Below are 16,568 nucleotides of genomic sequence, written 5' to 3'. Positions count from 1 at the left end.
TATATTTTGTTATTTAAATTTATATTAATGTAATTAATCCTACAATCATTGCACTTAAAACACTAACTGCAAATCCACCAATCATGGATTTAAAAGCTAGTCTTGCAAGTGTGTTTCTTTTTTCTGGGCACAATGTAGAAATACCTGAAATACAAATTCCCATACTAGAAATATTAGCAAAACCACAAAGTGATATAGTAAGTATTAATCCAGTTCTATGGCTTAATGCTGTAAACATTTTTCCCAATTGTTCGAAGGCAACGAATTCATTTAAAATTAATTTACTTCCTAATAATTGACCTGCTGTAAATATATCTGAGCCATTCAATCCCATAAAAAATCCAAATGGAGCAAATATATAAGAAAAGATTTGTTGTAAGGTTATACCGAAAACTCCCAACATTCCATTAACTAATGCTACTAAGGATATAATGGCAAGTAATGAAGCACCAATTGCTACAGCTGTTTGAAAACCATTTAGGGCACCTTCTGAAATAGCTCCTATAAGATTTTCATTATTTCCCTTATTATCCATACTTACATCTGCAATAGTCTGAACCTTTTCTTTTTCAGGTAATAGTATCTTTGCAATGGCAATACTCCCCATTGGTACCATAGCACTAGCTATTAATAAATATTCCATAGGAATTCCAAGGGCTGTATATCCCCCTATTATAGTGGCAGACATACTTCCCATACCTGATATTAACACAACTGTAATTTCACTATCTGTCATTTTATTTAAATATTTACTAATTAATATTGGACTTTCAGTTTGACCTAAAAACATATTAGCAACAGCAACAAAACTTTCAACCTGTGTTGTACCTAATATTTTACCTATAACTTTTCCTATGATTTTAACTATGAAACCCAATACTCCTAAATAATATAGAGCTGCTACTAAGGCTGAAATAAAAACTATATTTCCTAATACTTGTATAGCAAATATCATACCTGTTGGATATGAAGCATCTCCAAGACTACCAAATAAAAATCCTATTCCTTCCTTACCATAGTCAAGAACTTTCGTAACTGCATCAGAAACCTTTAATAATCCACTTCTTCCGGCTGGAAACTTTACTAGCAAAAATGCAATAATAAACTGTATTCCTATAGCTTTTGCCACTGTTTTATAGGGAATGCTCTTTCTATCAGAAGACAATAAATACATTATTCCTAATAATACCACTACACCTACTAAATTTATAATTATATTCATTTTTACCTCCTATGGATAATAATTATTATTTACTACAATATTGGAATACGATTACACAAATGCTTCATCGAAAATATTTTATGTGCAACTTGTCTAACAAGTTGTATTCTTGTCTGTATTAAAACAATATCATGCATATCGTTTACATGTCAAGAGAATTTGCTAAACCTTTTTATGCATTGAAATGGAATTATAATCAAGCTATAATGAATATAACGATTTCATTAATGGACTTGTTTGGACAAGTTTATTTTTTATAGAAAGGTGTTTTTTATGAATGTTTTTAATATAATGGACAAACCAAAAGAATTAAAATATGTTACTGTATATAACCAACTCTTTAAAATGATAAATGAAGGAATCTTTGTAAAAGGAAGCAGATTACCATCAGAACCTGAATTATCTAAAATGATAGGTGTTAGTAGAACTACATTGCGTCAAGCACTAGCTCTACTACAAGAGGATGGATTAGTAAAAAATATTCATGGAAAAGGTAATTTTATAATAAAATCTAAAAATGAAAAGATAATTGGATTAGAAAAAATAGGTCATCCTGTTTATAAATGTATAGATCAAAAAATTGATGTTGTGGAAATATCAATTCGTATAGAGCCTTCAACAGATTATATAGATCAAACTTTTGGACGTAAAACTACCGCTGTAGCTTTGATTGATAGATGGTATAAATTTAAGGATAAGGCAATAGCTTATACTTTTACTTTAATTCCCATTGATACTGTTTCCAATTTAGACATTGATTTAAATGATCAAGATAAAGTTTTAAAGATTTTAGAAGAAGATATTTATGAAATATGTGATGATATATTGTTAGAACTAAAATATTCTACTTCAGGAAACTTTGCTGCTAAAAAGTATCAACTTTCACATGAAGATCAATTTTACTTAATCCAAGAAACTTTATATAAAGGTAATAAATTTCCTATAATATCTAATAAACACTATTTACCTATAGAATCTAGTTCAATTAAATTTCATCCTTTAAAATAAACAATACCTGGGCAGGTTGTATGGAGATTAAATTAATTTTCGTATACCCTGCCCAAATTATTTTTATTTGGATATATTGATGTAACTAAATTAATTCAATATAAATATCTATTATACAGCATAACAAATAGTTAATATAAAAACCTATAGGATTGTACTATAATTAATTTGGAGATTGAGATAAAATTAACAAATTAATTTAAGCCAAGCAGTCAACCTTATATAATAAAACCATTCTCAAAATTATAATTTTTACATAGTAAAGGAGTTAGAGAAAAGTATCTAACTTCTTTTATATTAGAATTTAGAAAGGAAGTATCATTGTGAATAAAAAAACTAGATTTGAAAATATATTAACTATTGGTACAGTGCTTATTATTTTACTGATATGGTTTATGGCATCAACACTTGGATGGGTTGATCCTAAATTGATACCTTCTCCTAAATCAGTATGGACCGCTTTAGTTGATATTATGCAAAATGGATATAAGAATTATACATTGCTACAACACTTAGGGGCAAGTATAGAAAGACTTGTTGTTGCTTTTTTCTCTGCTGTTATCATTGCAACTCCTCTAGGCCTTGCTAGTGGATATAATTCAAAGATTAGAGCACTTTTAGAACCTATTATAGAATTTTATCGACCACTTCCACCATTGGCTTATTATACACTTTTAGTTTTATGGTTAGGAATCGAAAATGAATCTAAAATCGCACTTTTGTTCTTAGCTTGCTTTGCTCCAATTTATATTTCATGCGTATCAGCAGTTATAAAAATAAAAGAAGATTATATAAATAGTGCTTATACAGTAGGTGCTAATAAATGGCAAGTATTTATTTATGTAATATTTCCAGCATGTTTACCTGATATATTTACAGGACTAAGAACAGCTCTAGGTGTTGCTTATACAACACTGGTATCAGCTGAAATGGTTGCAGCTAAATCTGGTATAGGTTGGATGGTGTTAGATGCAAGTCGTTATTTAAGAAGTGATATCATTTTTTTAGGAATCATCATAATGGGTATAACAGGTATTTTATTAGATAAAAGCATACAATTTATTGAAAATAAAGTTGTTCCTTGGAAAGGTAAGGAATAAAAATACAATATACTAAATTAAGGAGGATAATTATGAAATTTAAAAAGGTATTAGCAAATGTTATAATGTTAACTATAATAGCAACATTATTTGTAGGATGTAAAAATTCAAAGGAACCTGCAAATAAAGCTTCATCAAATCTACCTAAGGTAGTAAATATAGGTACTCAACAAATGCCTAATGACGAGAAAATTGCTATAGCAAAGGGTTTTTTCGAAGAGGAACTTGGAATCAAAGTTAATATTGTTGAATTTAATGCCGGTGATATAAGAAATGCAATGATTGCAAAGAATATTGATTTTGCCCTACTTGGATCAGCTTCTGCAACACTTGGAATCGCAAGCGGTATGGATGCAGAAGTAATTTGGATACATGAAGTCCTTGGTGATGCAGAAAGATTAGTAGCTAAAACTAATTCAAATATTAATTCTATAAAGGATATTACAGGCAAAAAAATTGCCACTCCATTTTCTACTACAGCACATTATAGCTTGTTAAAAGCTTTAGAATTAAATAATATTTCTCAAAAGGATGTAACAATATATGATATGCAAATGTCTGATATATATGCAGCGTGGAAAAGGGGCGACATTGATGCAGCTTATGCATGGGAACCTACCCTTTCTGACCTTTTAAAAGAGGGTAAAGTTTTAGTTTCCAGTAAGGATTTAACTAAAAAAGGCATCGTTACATCTAATGTAGAAATTGTTAGAAGAGAATTTGCTGAAAAGTATCCAGATATTGTAACAAAATATATTAAAGCTGTTAATAAATCTATTAAACTTTATAATGAAAATCAGTCTGAGGCCACTAAAACAATTGCAAATGCTCTACATATTACAGAAGAAGACGCATTAAAACAAATGCAAGGTTCAATTTGGCTTACTGCTGAACAACAATTAGATTCTGCTTATTTTGGAACAAAGGATAAGAAAGGCAATTTAGTAAATTCATTAAAAGACATAGCTGATTTTTTATATGAACAAAAGAGCCTTATGACTAAACCAGAATTATCTACTTTTGAAAAAGCTGTAAATCCATCATATATAGAAAATGCTTTGAAATAAATTTTTGTATTAATTCAATAAAGTTTAAAGCAATATAATAGGAACGGAGAATTTTACATGAATGAGATATTAAATGATAAAAAAGATTATGTTGTATCGTTGAAAGATATTAATTTAAGTTATTCCGGCGAAAAAGGCGATGTTTCTGCCCTTCAAAACATAAATTTAGACATTAATGAAGGGGAATTTATATGTGTACTTGGTCCATCAGGCTGTGGTAAAAGTACATTGTTAAAAATTATTGCAGGATTTCTTAAACCATCAGATGGTACGGCTGCAATGGATGGACAAATTATTAATGAACCTAACTGGCATAGAGGTGTTGTTTTTCAAAGCCCTACCTTATATCCATGGCTAAATATTCATGATAATGTTGCTTTTGGCTTAAAAATGAGAAAGTTTCCTAAAAATGATATTGAAGAATTAACAAATAAATATTTAGATCTTGTTGGATTAAATGATTTTAAAAATCTTAAACCCTATGAACTTTCTGGGGGAATGAAACAAAGGGCATCTCTTGCAAGGGTTTTGGTAAATAAACCTAGAATGATTTTAATGGATGAACCTTTTGGAGCATTAGATGCTCTAACAAGAGAAAATATGCAAACCTTAATAAGAACAATCTGGACTAAAACAAAAAATACAGTTTTTCTTATTACCCATGATGTTGATGAAGCATTATCACTTGCTACAAGGATTATTGTACTATCTAAAAGACCTGGCAAAATTCTTAAGGAGTTTAATACAGAATTTACTTATGAAATTTCTGGTACAAATAATGAAAATGTAAGATATTCTGCTAAATATATGGAAATAAGAGAAGAAATCTTAAACATTATTAATTCCCAAAATTAATAATGTTTTAGGGACGGTTAATGAAAATCTATCATTTAATATATATGATAGATTTTCATTAACCGTCCCCTATTTTTCAATAATTATAGATTTTCTTTCCTATGATAATATAAAAAATTAAATCCATTATACTCTGATGTACCTATAAAATCCTCATGAACATGATAATCAAAATTATATTCTTCATCATCTTCCATTCCTATCATATATTCAAGGTCACATGCAAATTTTAAAAATACATCTCTATTAGTTGAGATTATTAAAATATTTTTAATACGCTTTGTACTTAATTTTTTTTCAAGTCGCCAGTGGTCTGGGTATTTTATATTATTATTTTCAATAATGACTTCTTTTTTGTATTCAACAGGAATACTTTTGATTTTAATAGCTTTTAATATTTCTTTTGGTTTAAGTTGTGTTCCACAATAATTCACTAGTACAATATCCATATCGAATATACCATATTTAAATATATCTCTATATTCATTTGAAGTTATAGGTTTCGTTTTTATATATATTATTTCTTGTGAATTAAGATTTGCTGCTAGAATGAATACTTTTCTTAAAAATTCATAGGCTATTGAATTTCCCATTATAGCTTTATCCCAAACTATTGGGTCTACTGCTGTAAGCTGTTTAGGTATCTTTTCAGGAATATATATTTTTAAATTTTTATTTCCATGCAGTATTACATCTCTTATTTTAAATTTCATTTTCTCCCCCATTATTTCTCCTGATCTTTTATTAATATTCTTCTACTACTATCTCTTCTTTTTTATCCTCCTTTTTACAAATAGTAAGCATAAACATTATTAGAAATATTTCTGCATTTACTTTTACAAAATCATATAATGAGTATATATAAATATTAATGTTTTCATATACATCTACTAAAGCTCCTATTATACCTATTACTAATATAAATAATAGTATTTTCCAAAGATATTTTTTACCAATTTCTTTTCCCTTTTCTAGGGCAATTTCTGGAGTTGTATCATGGTATACTAAATAAGATTTACATGGCATTAAGACTATTTCAAAATATAACGCTAGTCCTATTGTTAAAAGGGCTATAAATGGTACTCTAAAAGCAAAAATGCTTAAAAGTGTAACCCCTAATATAATAGCATATATAATTATGCTTAATCCCAGGTACCTTAAATAAAATCCTAAACTTTCTTTAAATTTTTCCTTATAATTTATATCATCTTTATTTAAAAATGCCTTCATAATTACTATTAAAAATACTTCAAATAAAGATACTATAAATAAATTAAATATTATTTGTATTGCATATTTAGCTACAATGGAACTATTAACTCCAAAATTTCCTGTTAAAATTTCTTCCTGTCTCATGAAAGTAAATTTATCAAAGATCATACTTTCAGTAAGTATGAACACAATAATTTCAAATGCTACCTTTACTAAAATAAACGGTAATATGAAATTAAAGCTTTCTTTATAATTTTTCCAAGTTTCTTCGTACATACCAATCCTCCTAAATAATTTTTAATTATTGTTGTATATATTTAGTATATTCCTCTAAGTACAATATAATTTTTTATTTAGTAAATAGTAATGAATATTTTTATTTATATAAAGCATAGTCTAAACTATCAACATAATCCTTTGCTTCCTTTAGTCCCATTCCTGTAGCATCTCTTAACTTTTTTATTGCCTTAATTTTTTTATTTTCCCTAACAAGTTCTATTAATTCATTTTTCAGTTCATCACTTATAGATCTTCTAGATAATTCAGGTAATCCAAGATGCTCCATAATTCTATCTAATTTTGATTCTATCCGTTTTTGGTCACGTTGTAATATGCTACTATTTATATTAATAATAGTCAGCAAAGCAATTATTAAACCTATAGATATGTATTCCATATAGTATCAAACTCCTTTAAATATATTTATATAATATGTATTTATTATACTATATATGGTAAAATACTTCCCATATATAAAGCTAATTTAATACTATATATAATGATACAGATAATGAAAATTCTTAATAGAAATTACAAATTTTCACTATCCGTCCCATTATATCAATAAATTAATATTCTAATTCTAATGTTTTCTCTTCCGCTTTTTCTTCTCTTTTACAAATAGACATAACGAACATATAAAAATAGACTTGTATATTTGTACTTATAAAGCTTATAAATATATAGGCAATAAAATTAGTTTTTGGAGTTATATTTAATGTTGACATTATACCTCCCATAACACCTAGCATAATACCTGTTACAATACCTATTAATATTATTTCTCCTGAATACTTTTTACCAAGTTCTATTCCTTTTTTTAAGGATTCTCCTACACTTGTATTGTAATATACTAAATATGCTTCGCATGGTGTTAATATTATATTAAAATAAATCATTAGAATAACCATAAATGGTATGAGTATAGTCCAAAATCCTAAAAATATCAGCACCATTGATATTGCAGAAATAATTATATTTAATACCAAATATCTTAAATAAAAACCTATACTTTCTTTGAAATCTTCACCATAGCTTATATTTTTTTCATTTAATAATGACTTTATAGTTATCATTAAAAATGAGTAAAATATAGCTCCTATAAATAGTTCTAATGATATTGGTATTATATTATCTATTATTAATTGATTAAATATTGATAAGTTTTCTATTAGACTTCCTCCTTTTCCAAATAAATCATAATCAGTAAATGCTAAATTTAAACCAGTACTTTTAAAAAGTATTTGTACTAAAATAAATGGCAGTAAGAATTTGAATCCTTTAATATACTTATTCCAAACTTCTTTATACATAAAATTAAACCTCCTATAAATTATTTAATTATATTAGTCTTTAATCTTTTCTAATTTTTAGTTAGTTGGTTAGTTACATGTATAACTAACTATATCACTAATGATACTAATTTGCAACTAAAACTCAAAATTAAAGTTATCTTTGTATTTTTTAAACAGAGAAAAACTAGGCTAAAATTAAGCTAGTTTTAATGCATTTATATTATAATTCCAATATTTTATTACCTGATTTACTTCCATATTTTTTTGATTTACTTTTTTCTATTTAATACATCTTCTCTTTTACAAATATACATAGAAAACATAAGTATATAGAATTTAATACTTACTTTTAAAAGATCCATTAATGAATATGTTATGATATTAAGATTTGTTGATGCATTGGTTAGTATATTTATAAAAGTTATTATAAAGCTTAAAAATATTATTCTCCAAAAATAATCTTTTCCTAGTTTTACTCCATCTGATAAAGCTTCATCTATACTTGAATTATAGTATACTAAATATGCTCCACAGGGTTTCAATAATGTATCCATAGATACTATAAGAATTGGGGATATAAGAACTGTATATGGGGATATTATAAAAATTCCACTTACAAGTGTTACTATTGCTAATATGATAGTCATTATTATATTAACTCCAAAGTATCTTGTAAAATAATCTATACTTTCTTCAAAGTTCTCTTTGTAATTTATAGGTCTTTGATTTACTATAGATTTTATAACTACTATTAAAAAAATATAAAATAATGATGACACAAACAAGAAAAATACAAGCCATATGGTACTATTTGCTATTGCATTTTCTAATCCTATGGAGTTTGCCATACTAGTTCCTATTTCCTTAATAAGCGTGTATGTGTCAATGTTGGAATCTCCAGTACGTCTAAATCCCACACCTTCAAAGATTACTTGTAATAAAATAAATGGTAATATAAATTTAAATCCTTTTTTATATTTTTGCCAAACCTCATTATACATAAAACTATCCCCCCAAAAACTTATTTATCTTGTATATATTGATATATTCGTCTTTATATGGTATATGTCCTTTATTTTGGATATACATCTACAATTTATATAAAAAAATAACTAAACCTTCAATAGATTTTTAGTTGAGATTTAGTTTAAAACCAAGAGCTCTGTTTATATCATTCCAAACATTATGAATCCTACAGTATTTATTAAAAAATTAACCATAAAATGAAACGTCTTCAAATACAACCTATAATTCCAATCATCAAAACAAACAAATTTAATTTCTTTTATATCTTTATACTTTTCTATGTTCTCTTTCATAGTTTTAAATACTATTTTAACTGCCAAGTCCTGTGGAAATCCATATACTCCTGTACTTATATTGGGAAATGCTATAGTTTTAATATCTTTTTCTTGCGCTAAATTTAAACTATTTATATAGCAATTTGCTAATAAAGTTTCTTCATTACAACTTCCACCTTGCCATATAGGACCTACTGCATGTATAACGTATTTTGCCTTTAACTTTCCTCCTGATGTTATAACTGCCTTTCCTGTTTCTAATTTTCCTATTTTATTTATAATTTCTTTACATTCTTTAAGAATTTCACTACCTCCTGCTCTATGTATGGCTCCATCTACCCCACCGCCACCAAGTAATACACTATTGGCAGCATTAACAATAGCATCTACACTTTCTTTAGTAATGTCTCCTTTTATTATGCTTATTTTATTTAAATTATTGTTTACCATAAATATCCCCTTCCTATTCTACCTCTAATTATATGTTACCATTTTATACGTATCAATGTTCTACTATATTTTTGTGGAGTTGTATGTAACCATTATCTAAACCGCTATTTATTAAATACAATTGTATTCCCCTTCATAACATGCTATAATTATCTAAAAATAATGTCATATTATGAATTTTTATGGTGTAATTTCACATTACGTAAAAGGGAAGCTTGGTGTAAATCCAGCACGGTCCCGCCACTGTAAGAGAGAGTATATCATTATATGCCACTGTTGTTTATCAATGGGAAGGCAATGATGTACTATGATCTCAAGTCAGGAGACCTACCATAAAAACTTATACAATTTGCTCACGCGGATGAGGAGGTGTCTATTTTTATTGATAAGTATAATGTTTATTAATCAGTAGAGCTATCTTCTCTTTATGGAGAAGATTTTTTTATTTTAAAAATAAACTTGGAGGTTTTCTATGTTAAAGCGATCATTTAATAAAAAAAATATATTTAATAAATTATTAGCACTTGTAATGGTATCATCTATTGCCTTATCAGGTTGTGGAACTAAATCTGAAAAAGATACTACAAAAACTGATAGTAACAAAGAAATAGTACTGGCATCTCCTAGAGATGTAGCCCCAGGAAAAGAAAATGTACATTTTGCTAATGTTCTATCCTATGTTTGGGAGCCACTTGTTTCTATGAATAAAAAAGGTGAGCCCACGCCTAAACTAGCTAAGTCCTGGGAAATGTCAAAGGATGCTAAAGAATGGACTTTTAAACTTCAAGAAGGAGTAACTTTCCATAATGGTGAAAAATTCAATGCAGATATAGTAGTTGCTAACTTTGATAGGTATAAAAAGCTTAAGAATGGTAAATCTAATTTCTATACTTTTAAAGTGGACAAGATATATCCAGGGTTAATAGATTGTGTAAAAACAGATGATTACACAGTTAAATTAAACTTTAAAAAACCTATACCTACACTAGCTTACAATATGGTTAACTTTGGAAGCCCTATATTCCATCCAAATGACTTTGGAAAAGATGGAAACTTTATAGTCGATAAGCCTAATGCAACAGGTCCTTTTAAACTAATAGAATCTAAAAAAAATTCCTATTGTTTATTAGAAGCTTTTGATAATTATTGGGGTGAAAAAGCAAAATCTAAAAAGATAAGAATAAAAACAATTCCTGAAGGACAAACAAGATACTCTGCTCTAAAAGCTGGAGAAGTTATGGGTGTTTTAGACTTAGGAGCAATAACTCCAAATTTAGCAGAGGAATTATTAAAGGATTCTAAATTTGAAAGTTCTATAGAAAAGTCCACTATTAATCATTTTCTTTCTCTTAATGGAACTAAATTTCCATTTAATGACCCTAAAATGAAAGAGGCTGTAAGTCTAGCTATAGACAGAAATTTAATAGTTGATAAATTCTATAAAGGATTTGGTAATCCTACACAAAATCTTTTAAACCATGTATCACCATTTTATAAGGAAATGAAACCTGAATATAATTTAGAAAAAGCAAAAAAATTAGCTTCAGAAGTATTAAAAGGTAAAAATACAAATGTTACTATGATTATTCCTTCTGAATTTACTAAGAAATATCCTTATAAAGAAGAAGCTCAATACATACAATCTGTACTAAAAGAATTAGGACTAAATGTAAATATAAACATATATGACTTTGCTACTTTCAATCAAATAAGAAACAAAGGAGACTTCAACTTACAAATGCATATTCAAGGTCTACCAAATATGGAACCATACACTATGTTTGATAACTACATGAGAAGTAATGGTTCTACAAATAAAAATTATCATTTTGGATATAAGAATGATAAAGTTGATAATCTTATGAATAAATTAGATGAAACTTTGGATATTGAAAAAAGAGCTGCTATATATGACGAACTTCAAAGTATATCAGCTAAAGATCCTTCTACAATACCTCTATTTAGTGAAATGAATTTAATTGTATCTAATAAAGAAGTTACTGGACACAATGCATTTATATATGGAACCACTCTTCCAGAACTTCAATGGAGTAAATAAATGAAAGAATCCTTAAAGTATTTATTTAAAAAATTAATTCATGCAATTCCTGTACTTATAGGTGTTTCACTTATATCCTTTATGTTAGGAATATTAGCACCGGGAGATCCGGCGCTTCAAATTCTTACTAAAGACTCTATAAGTCAGCCTACTAAAGAAGAAATCTATACCTTAAGGGAAGATATGGGCTTAAATGATCCAATATTAACTCAATATGGAAGATGGGCTAAAAAAGCTATAAAGTGTGATCTTGGAAAATCTTATATAACGGACCAACCTGTATTTGATGAATTAGTTAAGAGAATTCCTATAACCTTTTTAATATCTATATTTGCAGTAACTATTGCTGCACTATTGGGTATACCCTTGGGAATTATTATGGCAGTAAAAAATAATAGTCACATTGATAATGTAGGAAGAATTATAGCATTAATTTTTATTTCCATTCCAGGATTTTGGTTTGCATTTATTTTAATAACCATATTTTCAGAAAAACTTAAAATTCTCCCAACCAATGGTGTAGAAGGATTTAAAAATCTTATTATGCCCTCTTTTATATTAGCATCAGGAACCATAGGAGTAATAATGAGACTTACAAGAGCTACTGTTTTAAAGGAACTTAATAAAAATTACATAATAACCGCAGAATCAAAGGGACTTTCTTCTAAAACCATAGTTATAAAACATGCTTTCTTAAATTCCCTATTACCAGTAATAACACTTATAGGTAATTATTTTGCAGGAATCCTTGGAGGTACTGCTGTAATTGAAACCATATTTGCCATTCCTGGTATGGGTAGCTTTGCTATTAATGGAATATTTAATAGAGATTATCCTGTAATTCAAGGCTATGTTCTTTTTACAGGCATTATCTATATAATCTTTAATTTAATAATAGATTTATCCTACCTTGTTTTAAACCCTAAAATAAGGCTTGGAGGTGAATCTTAATATGAAAATACATAAATTTGCTGTTATTACCTTAGGTACAATTCTATTTTTAAGTATATTTGCTCCATTAATTTCTCCATACGATCCTATAAAAGTTGATATGGCAAACACACTATTGCCTGCCTCTAGAGAACACTTATTAGGTACAGATGCCTTAGGTAGAGATGTATTTAGTAGATTACTTTATGGTGGACGAAGTTCTATTTTATTATCTGTTGTAGCTTCAATAATAACTATGATTTTAGGTTTTATAATTGGATTACTATCAGGTTATTATGGTGGTAAGTTAGATTCCTTTATACAGATAATAGTAAATATCCTACAATCCATACCTTCCATGAGTTTTATGATTGCCATAATAGGTATAATGGGCCCTGGTATAAAAAGCATATTATTGTCCGTTGTAATTACATCTTGGGCTGGTTTTTCTAGAATAGTTAGAAGTGAAGTCTTAAGTATACGTGAAGAAGATTACATTGAAGGTGCTAGGGCTATTGGAGCTATGGATTTTTACATAATAATACATCATATAATTCCAAATATAATAGGTCCTTTTATAGTTTTATTCACAGTAAGAATAGGTAAAGTTATATTGTCCATAGCAAGTCTTAGCTTTTTAGGATTGGGACTACAACCTCCTACTCCTGATTGGGGAATAATGATAAATGACGCTAAAACCTATTATATTAGCCATCCTATGCTAATGATAGCTCCTGGTGCTTTTATTATGCTTTTAAGTTTAAGCATTAATATAATTGGAGATTTTATAAGAGATTACTTGGACAAAGGAAAAGATATTTATAATCAATATATATAAATGAGGTAATTTTATGAATATGGATATAGAAATAAAAAATTTAAAAGTAGAATTTCCTACTAAAGAAGGAAATGTACGGGCTGTAGATAATATCTCTCTTAAAATAAATATGGGAAAAGTATTAGGTCTCATTGGTGAGACAGGTAGTGGAAAGTCTGTACTAGGATTATCTATATTAGGTTTATTATCTAATAGTGCAATTATTTCTGGGGAAATATTGTATAAAAACACCAACTTATTATCATTAAATATAAATGATATGAGAAATTTAAGAGGAGTTGATATTGCATTAATTCCTCAAAATCCTAGTACCGCTTTAAACCCAATAATGAAGGTTGGAAAACAAATATGTGAAGGAGAAAATAATAATAAAAAGGATTGTAAAATTAAAGTAGTTAATTTGTTAAAAGAATTATTTCTCTCTAATCCTTCAAAGGTTGCAGACTCTTACCCATTTGAACTTAGCGGTGGTATGAAACAAAGAGCTTTGGCTTCTATGGGTATATATTGTAATCCCAATTGGATTATTGCAGATGAACCTACAAAAGGACTTGATGCTATAGTTCGAGGTCAAGTCTATGAAACTTTACATAAAATAACTAATAGTCGTAATTGTGGCATGCTTTTAATTACTCATGATTTAATGCTTTCTAAGAATTTATGCGATAATATAGCAGTTATGTATGGCGGTGACATAGTTGAAATTGGAAAAGCTTATGATGTTTTAGAAAACTCTAAGCATCCTTATACAAAGGGACTTGTATTTTCACAACCTCATAAAGGATTACAACCTATGAAGGGTTCTTCTCCTAGTCTTATTAACCCTCCTATAGGTTGTAAGTTTTCTCAAAGATGTTCTAATAAAATACCTATTTGTTCATTAAAAAAACCTGATTTTTATACACTAGAAAATGGCTCTAAAGTGAGGTGTTTTTTGTTTGATAAAAGTAAATAACCTAACTAAAAGCTTTAGCAGAAATGGTTTTATAAAGAATAAGTCCTTAGTTTTAGATAATGTATCTTTACATATAAAAAAAGGAATTACTCTTGGCCTCATTGGAGAAAGTGGTTGTGGAAAATCCACTTTAGGAAGAATAATTCTTAAACTTCTTTCCTGTGATAATGGAGAAATATATTTTAATAAAAAAGATATAACAAATTACTCTCCAAAGAACATGATAAATTTAAGAAAAGATATGCAAATAATATTTCAACATCCTGATACATCTTTAAATCCTAGTAAAACTATACTATTTAGTTTATTAGAGCCTATTTTGATTCATAATTTAATGGATAAAAATGAAGCTATTAAAAAAATAAAAAAATACTTAGACTATGTTAATTTAAGTGATGAAATCTTAAATAGATATCCTCATCAAATAAGTGGAGGACAAATTCAAAGAATAGCTATTCTTCGCGTTTTACTATTAAAGCCAAAGTTTATAGTTTTAGATGAACCAACTTCTATGCTAGATGTTTCTGTACAAGCTCAAATCATTCAGCTATTAAAGAAAATTCAAAAGGAATTTAATATAACCTACTTATTTATATCCCACGATTTAGATTTAGTTACAGCTTTTTGTGATGAAATAGCAGTAATGGATAAAGGTAAAATTATTGAAATAGGTAAAAATTATGATATATATAATAATCCTCAAGAAGAGTATACTAAAAAGTTAATTCATACCTTTAAAAAATTTAGAGATTAGAATAATGAGGACGGTTATAAACTTTTTGTAAGGGGTGTTAAATATGAATAAAAGTACATTTATACAACATACTAAAGAAAATTACGGATTGGACTTTGAAAAACTTTGGCAAGAAGGAATATTAGCTAAAAGTGGATATGATGTTCAAAGAGCAATGGATTTTTATGTAGAAAAAAACTTCTGGAAAGACTTTGCTCCTAAATATGATAATAAGCCAACCTTATATGACTATGCTCCAGAAGCTTTTGATAAACTACTGGAAATAATAGAAAGAGATAAAATCATAGCAGAAATAGGTCCCGGAACTGGAAAATTCACTTTACCAATGTCAAATCATTCAAAGAAAATATTAGCCATTGATGCTTCAGAATATATGTTAGAAATACTTAATAAAAAAATTTCTAAAAATAACATTTTAAATGTTAAATCTATTTGTTCTAAATGGGAAGATGCTTCTATTGAAAAAGTTGATACTATTTTTAATGTAAATGCTATATATCGTATGTGGAATATAAAAGATTCTTTGATAAAAATGAATAATTTAGCTAAAGAAAAAGTTGTTATAGTATGGACACTACAGCGTTCACCCTTCCATAATATTTTTTGCAAACTAGGGCAACCAGGGCTAAAAACCAAAAGTGATTATATATATATACAAAATATTTTATATGAATTAGGCATAGATTCCAATATAGAGTTTTTAGATATTATAAAACCTATACAATATAATAATAAAGAAGATTTGTATAAAAGCTTTACGAAGGAATATGGAAAAAGTCTTCCCATAGATAACATAAAGAAACTTTTGGACTGTCAAGTTATAACTTATAAGGATTATATAATATTTAATGCTAAATTAAAAGTTGCTTTTATACATTGGAATACATTGAAATAAATTTAAAGACTATGTTGGAGTTATTTTAAAATGTACCCTTTGTCAAGGACAGTTTAAAAAAAGACTAGGCGGTACTAAGAAGATGATTTCTGTATTTTACAGGAGTCATCTTTTTTAAATTCCATTGACCTCTATAATTATTATAATAATCCATATATTCATCAATTTCTTCCAAGAGTTCAGCAAATGTATTACAATTTTTAATATTTGTTTCATCCTTAAGATGTCCAAAGAATGACTCCTGTGGAGCATTATCCCAGCAGTTACCTCGTCTAGACATAGATTGTTTTATATTATATTTTTTAAGCAATTTCTGAAATATGGGACTAGTGTAATGTGCCCCTTGAT

18 protein-coding genes and 1 riboswitch are annotated in these 16,568 nt (G+C 27.7%); of the genes, 10 read left to right on the top strand and 8 right to left on the bottom strand.

The window, feature by feature from the left end; translation table 11 throughout:
- Positions 1-19: 19 nt before the first annotated feature.
- Positions 20-1,222, bottom strand: coding sequence for a NupC/NupG family nucleoside CNT transporter (locus B5D21_RS08600; RefSeq protein ID WP_011099611.1), 1,203 nt, complete (start codon positions 1,220-1,222; stop codon positions 20-22).
- 273 nt (positions 1,223-1,495) lie between these two features.
- On the opposite strand from B5D21_RS08600, the gene B5D21_RS08595 reads away from it, so the two are divergent.
- The 4 genes from B5D21_RS08595 to B5D21_RS08580 all read left to right on the top strand — a co-directional run bounded on the left by B5D21_RS08595 (position 1,496) and on the right by B5D21_RS08580 (position 5,252).
- Positions 1,496-2,230, top strand: a complete 735-nt coding sequence (locus B5D21_RS08595) for a GntR family transcriptional regulator (RefSeq protein WP_035109796.1) — start codon at positions 1,496-1,498, stop codon at positions 2,228-2,230.
- 323 nt (positions 2,231-2,553) lie between these two features.
- Positions 2,554-3,330, top strand: coding sequence for an ABC transporter permease (locus B5D21_RS08590; RefSeq protein ID WP_011099613.1), 777 nt, complete (start codon positions 2,554-2,556; stop codon positions 3,328-3,330).
- A gap of 32 nt (positions 3,331-3,362) precedes the next feature.
- Entirely contained in the window at positions 3,363-4,397 is a 1,035-nt protein-coding gene (locus B5D21_RS08585) for a taurine ABC transporter substrate-binding protein (protein WP_011099614.1), read from the top strand.
- Positions 4,398-4,454: 57 nt separating this feature from the next.
- Complete coding sequence (locus B5D21_RS08580) at positions 4,455-5,252, top strand: ABC transporter ATP-binding protein (protein WP_011099615.1); 798 nt, start codon at positions 4,455-4,457, stop codon at positions 5,250-5,252.
- Positions 5,253-5,335: 83 nt separating this feature from the next.
- Here B5D21_RS08580 and B5D21_RS08575 read toward each other — a convergent pair whose 3' ends face one another.
- The 6 genes from B5D21_RS08575 to B5D21_RS08550 all read right to left on the bottom strand — a co-directional run bounded on the left by B5D21_RS08575 (position 5,336) and on the right by B5D21_RS08550 (position 9,789).
- Complete coding sequence (locus B5D21_RS08575) at positions 5,336-5,965, bottom strand: hypothetical protein (RefSeq protein ID WP_035124924.1); 630 nt, start codon at positions 5,963-5,965, stop codon at positions 5,336-5,338.
- 31 nt (positions 5,966-5,996) lie between these two features.
- The gene (locus B5D21_RS08570; protein WP_011099617.1) at positions 5,997-6,740 is read right to left on the bottom strand and encodes a hypothetical protein; all 744 of its coding nucleotides are present in this window, start codon (positions 6,738-6,740) and stop codon (positions 5,997-5,999) included.
- A 100-nt stretch (positions 6,741-6,840) separates the two neighbouring features.
- Positions 6,841-7,140 (bottom strand): ribosomal protein L7/L12, encoded by a 300-nt coding sequence (locus tag B5D21_RS08565; RefSeq protein ID WP_035124836.1) that lies wholly within the window; start codon positions 7,138-7,140, stop codon positions 6,841-6,843.
- 172 nt (positions 7,141-7,312) lie between these two features.
- Positions 7,313-8,056, bottom strand: coding sequence for a hypothetical protein (locus tag B5D21_RS08560; protein WP_011099618.1), 744 nt, complete (start codon positions 8,054-8,056; stop codon positions 7,313-7,315).
- Between the two features lie 251 nt (positions 8,057-8,307).
- Positions 8,308-9,039 (bottom strand): hypothetical protein, encoded by a 732-nt coding sequence (locus B5D21_RS08555; protein WP_011099619.1) that lies wholly within the window; start codon positions 9,037-9,039, stop codon positions 8,308-8,310.
- A gap of 165 nt (positions 9,040-9,204) precedes the next feature.
- Entirely contained in the window at positions 9,205-9,789 is a 585-nt protein-coding gene (locus tag B5D21_RS08550; protein WP_011099620.1) for an ADP-ribose-binding protein, read from the bottom strand.
- Between the two features lie 166 nt (positions 9,790-9,955).
- A riboswitch (cobalamin riboswitch) is annotated at positions 9,956-10,138 on the top strand.
- A gap of 123 nt (positions 10,139-10,261) precedes the next feature.
- On the opposite strand from B5D21_RS08550, the gene B5D21_RS08545 reads away from it, so the two are divergent.
- The 6 genes from B5D21_RS08545 to B5D21_RS08520 are packed head-to-tail and all read left to right on the top strand — an operon-like array spanning position 10,262 to position 16,220.
- Complete coding sequence (locus B5D21_RS08545; protein ID WP_011099621.1) at positions 10,262-11,848, top strand: ABC transporter substrate-binding protein; 1,587 nt, start codon at positions 10,262-10,264, stop codon at positions 11,846-11,848.
- Positions 11,849-12,799 carry a nickel ABC transporter permease gene (gene nikB / locus B5D21_RS08540; RefSeq protein WP_011099622.1) on the top strand — a complete coding sequence of 317 codons (951 nt, stop codon included), beginning with the start codon at positions 11,849-11,851 and terminating at the stop codon, positions 12,797-12,799.
- A gap of 1 nt (position 12,800) precedes the next feature.
- Positions 12,801-13,616, top strand: coding sequence for an ABC transporter permease (locus tag B5D21_RS08535; RefSeq protein ID WP_035109782.1), 816 nt, complete (start codon positions 12,801-12,803; stop codon positions 13,614-13,616).
- 13 nt (positions 13,617-13,629) lie between these two features.
- The gene (locus B5D21_RS08530; protein WP_011099624.1) at positions 13,630-14,571 is read left to right on the top strand and encodes an ABC transporter ATP-binding protein; all 942 of its coding nucleotides are present in this window, start codon (positions 13,630-13,632) and stop codon (positions 14,569-14,571) included.
- Positions 14,555-15,325: an ABC transporter ATP-binding protein gene (locus B5D21_RS08525; RefSeq protein WP_011099625.1), complete on the top strand. Its 771-nt coding sequence runs from the start codon at positions 14,555-14,557 to the stop codon at positions 15,323-15,325. Before B5D21_RS08530 ends, B5D21_RS08525 begins: the two co-directional genes overlap by 17 nt.
- 43 nt (positions 15,326-15,368) lie before the next feature.
- Positions 15,369-16,220, top strand: coding sequence for a class I SAM-dependent methyltransferase (locus tag B5D21_RS08520; protein ID WP_035109778.1), 852 nt, complete (start codon positions 15,369-15,371; stop codon positions 16,218-16,220).
- 64 nt (positions 16,221-16,284) lie between these two features.
- Here B5D21_RS08520 and B5D21_RS08515 read toward each other — a convergent pair.
- Positions 16,285-16,568 (bottom strand): IS3 family transposase (locus tag B5D21_RS08515; RefSeq protein ID WP_143323997.1); only part of this gene is annotated, 284 nt, incomplete at its 5' end.

The sequence above is a fragment of the Clostridium tetani genome (genome assembly GCF_900167265.1).
GTDB lineage: Bacteria > Bacillota > Clostridia > Clostridiales > Clostridiaceae > Clostridium_G > Clostridium_G tetani.
Note: the sequence above shows the minus strand (reverse complement) of the source record. Positions and strands in the feature narration are given on the sequence as shown.

Excerpts from the sequence above, each read along its gene's own strand:
- B5D21_RS08570 (WP_011099617.1), bottom strand. The coding sequence starts at position 6,740 with ATGTACGAAGAAACTTGGAAAAATTATAAAGAAAGCTTTAATTTCATA.
- B5D21_RS08560 (WP_011099618.1), bottom strand. The coding sequence starts at position 8,056 with ATGTATAAAGAAGTTTGGAATAAGTATATTAAAGGATTCAAATTCTTA.
- B5D21_RS08530 (WP_011099624.1), top strand. The coding sequence starts at position 13,630 with ATGAATATGGATATAGAAATAAAAAATTTAAAAGTAGAATTTCCTACT.
- B5D21_RS08595 (WP_035109796.1), top strand. The coding sequence starts at position 1,496 with ATGAATGTTTTTAATATAATGGACAAACCAAAAGAATTAAAATATGTT.
- B5D21_RS08550 (WP_011099620.1), bottom strand. The coding sequence starts at position 9,789 with ATGGTAAACAATAATTTAAATAAAATAAGCATAATAAAAGGAGACATT.
- B5D21_RS08565 (WP_035124836.1), bottom strand. The coding sequence starts at position 7,140 with ATGGAATACATATCTATAGGTTTAATAATTGCTTTGCTGACTATTATT.
- B5D21_RS08545 (WP_011099621.1), top strand. The coding sequence starts at position 10,262 with ATGTTAAAGCGATCATTTAATAAAAAAAATATATTTAATAAATTATTA.
- B5D21_RS08535 (WP_035109782.1), top strand. The coding sequence starts at position 12,801 with ATGAAAATACATAAATTTGCTGTTATTACCTTAGGTACAATTCTATTT.
- nikB (WP_011099622.1), top strand. The coding sequence starts at position 11,849 with ATGAAAGAATCCTTAAAGTATTTATTTAAAAAATTAATTCATGCAATT.
- B5D21_RS08600 (WP_011099611.1), bottom strand. The coding sequence starts at position 1,222 with ATGAATATAATTATAAATTTAGTAGGTGTAGTGGTATTATTAGGAATA.
- B5D21_RS08580 (WP_011099615.1), top strand. The coding sequence starts at position 4,455 with ATGAATGAGATATTAAATGATAAAAAAGATTATGTTGTATCGTTGAAA.
- B5D21_RS08575 (WP_035124924.1), bottom strand. The coding sequence starts at position 5,965 with ATGAAATTTAAAATAAGAGATGTAATACTGCATGGAAATAAAAATTTA.
- B5D21_RS08520 (WP_035109778.1), top strand. The coding sequence starts at position 15,369 with ATGAATAAAAGTACATTTATACAACATACTAAAGAAAATTACGGATTG.
- B5D21_RS08555 (WP_011099619.1), bottom strand. The coding sequence starts at position 9,039 with ATGTATAATGAGGTTTGGCAAAAATATAAAAAAGGATTTAAATTTATA.
- B5D21_RS08585 (WP_011099614.1), top strand. The coding sequence starts at position 3,363 with ATGAAATTTAAAAAGGTATTAGCAAATGTTATAATGTTAACTATAATA.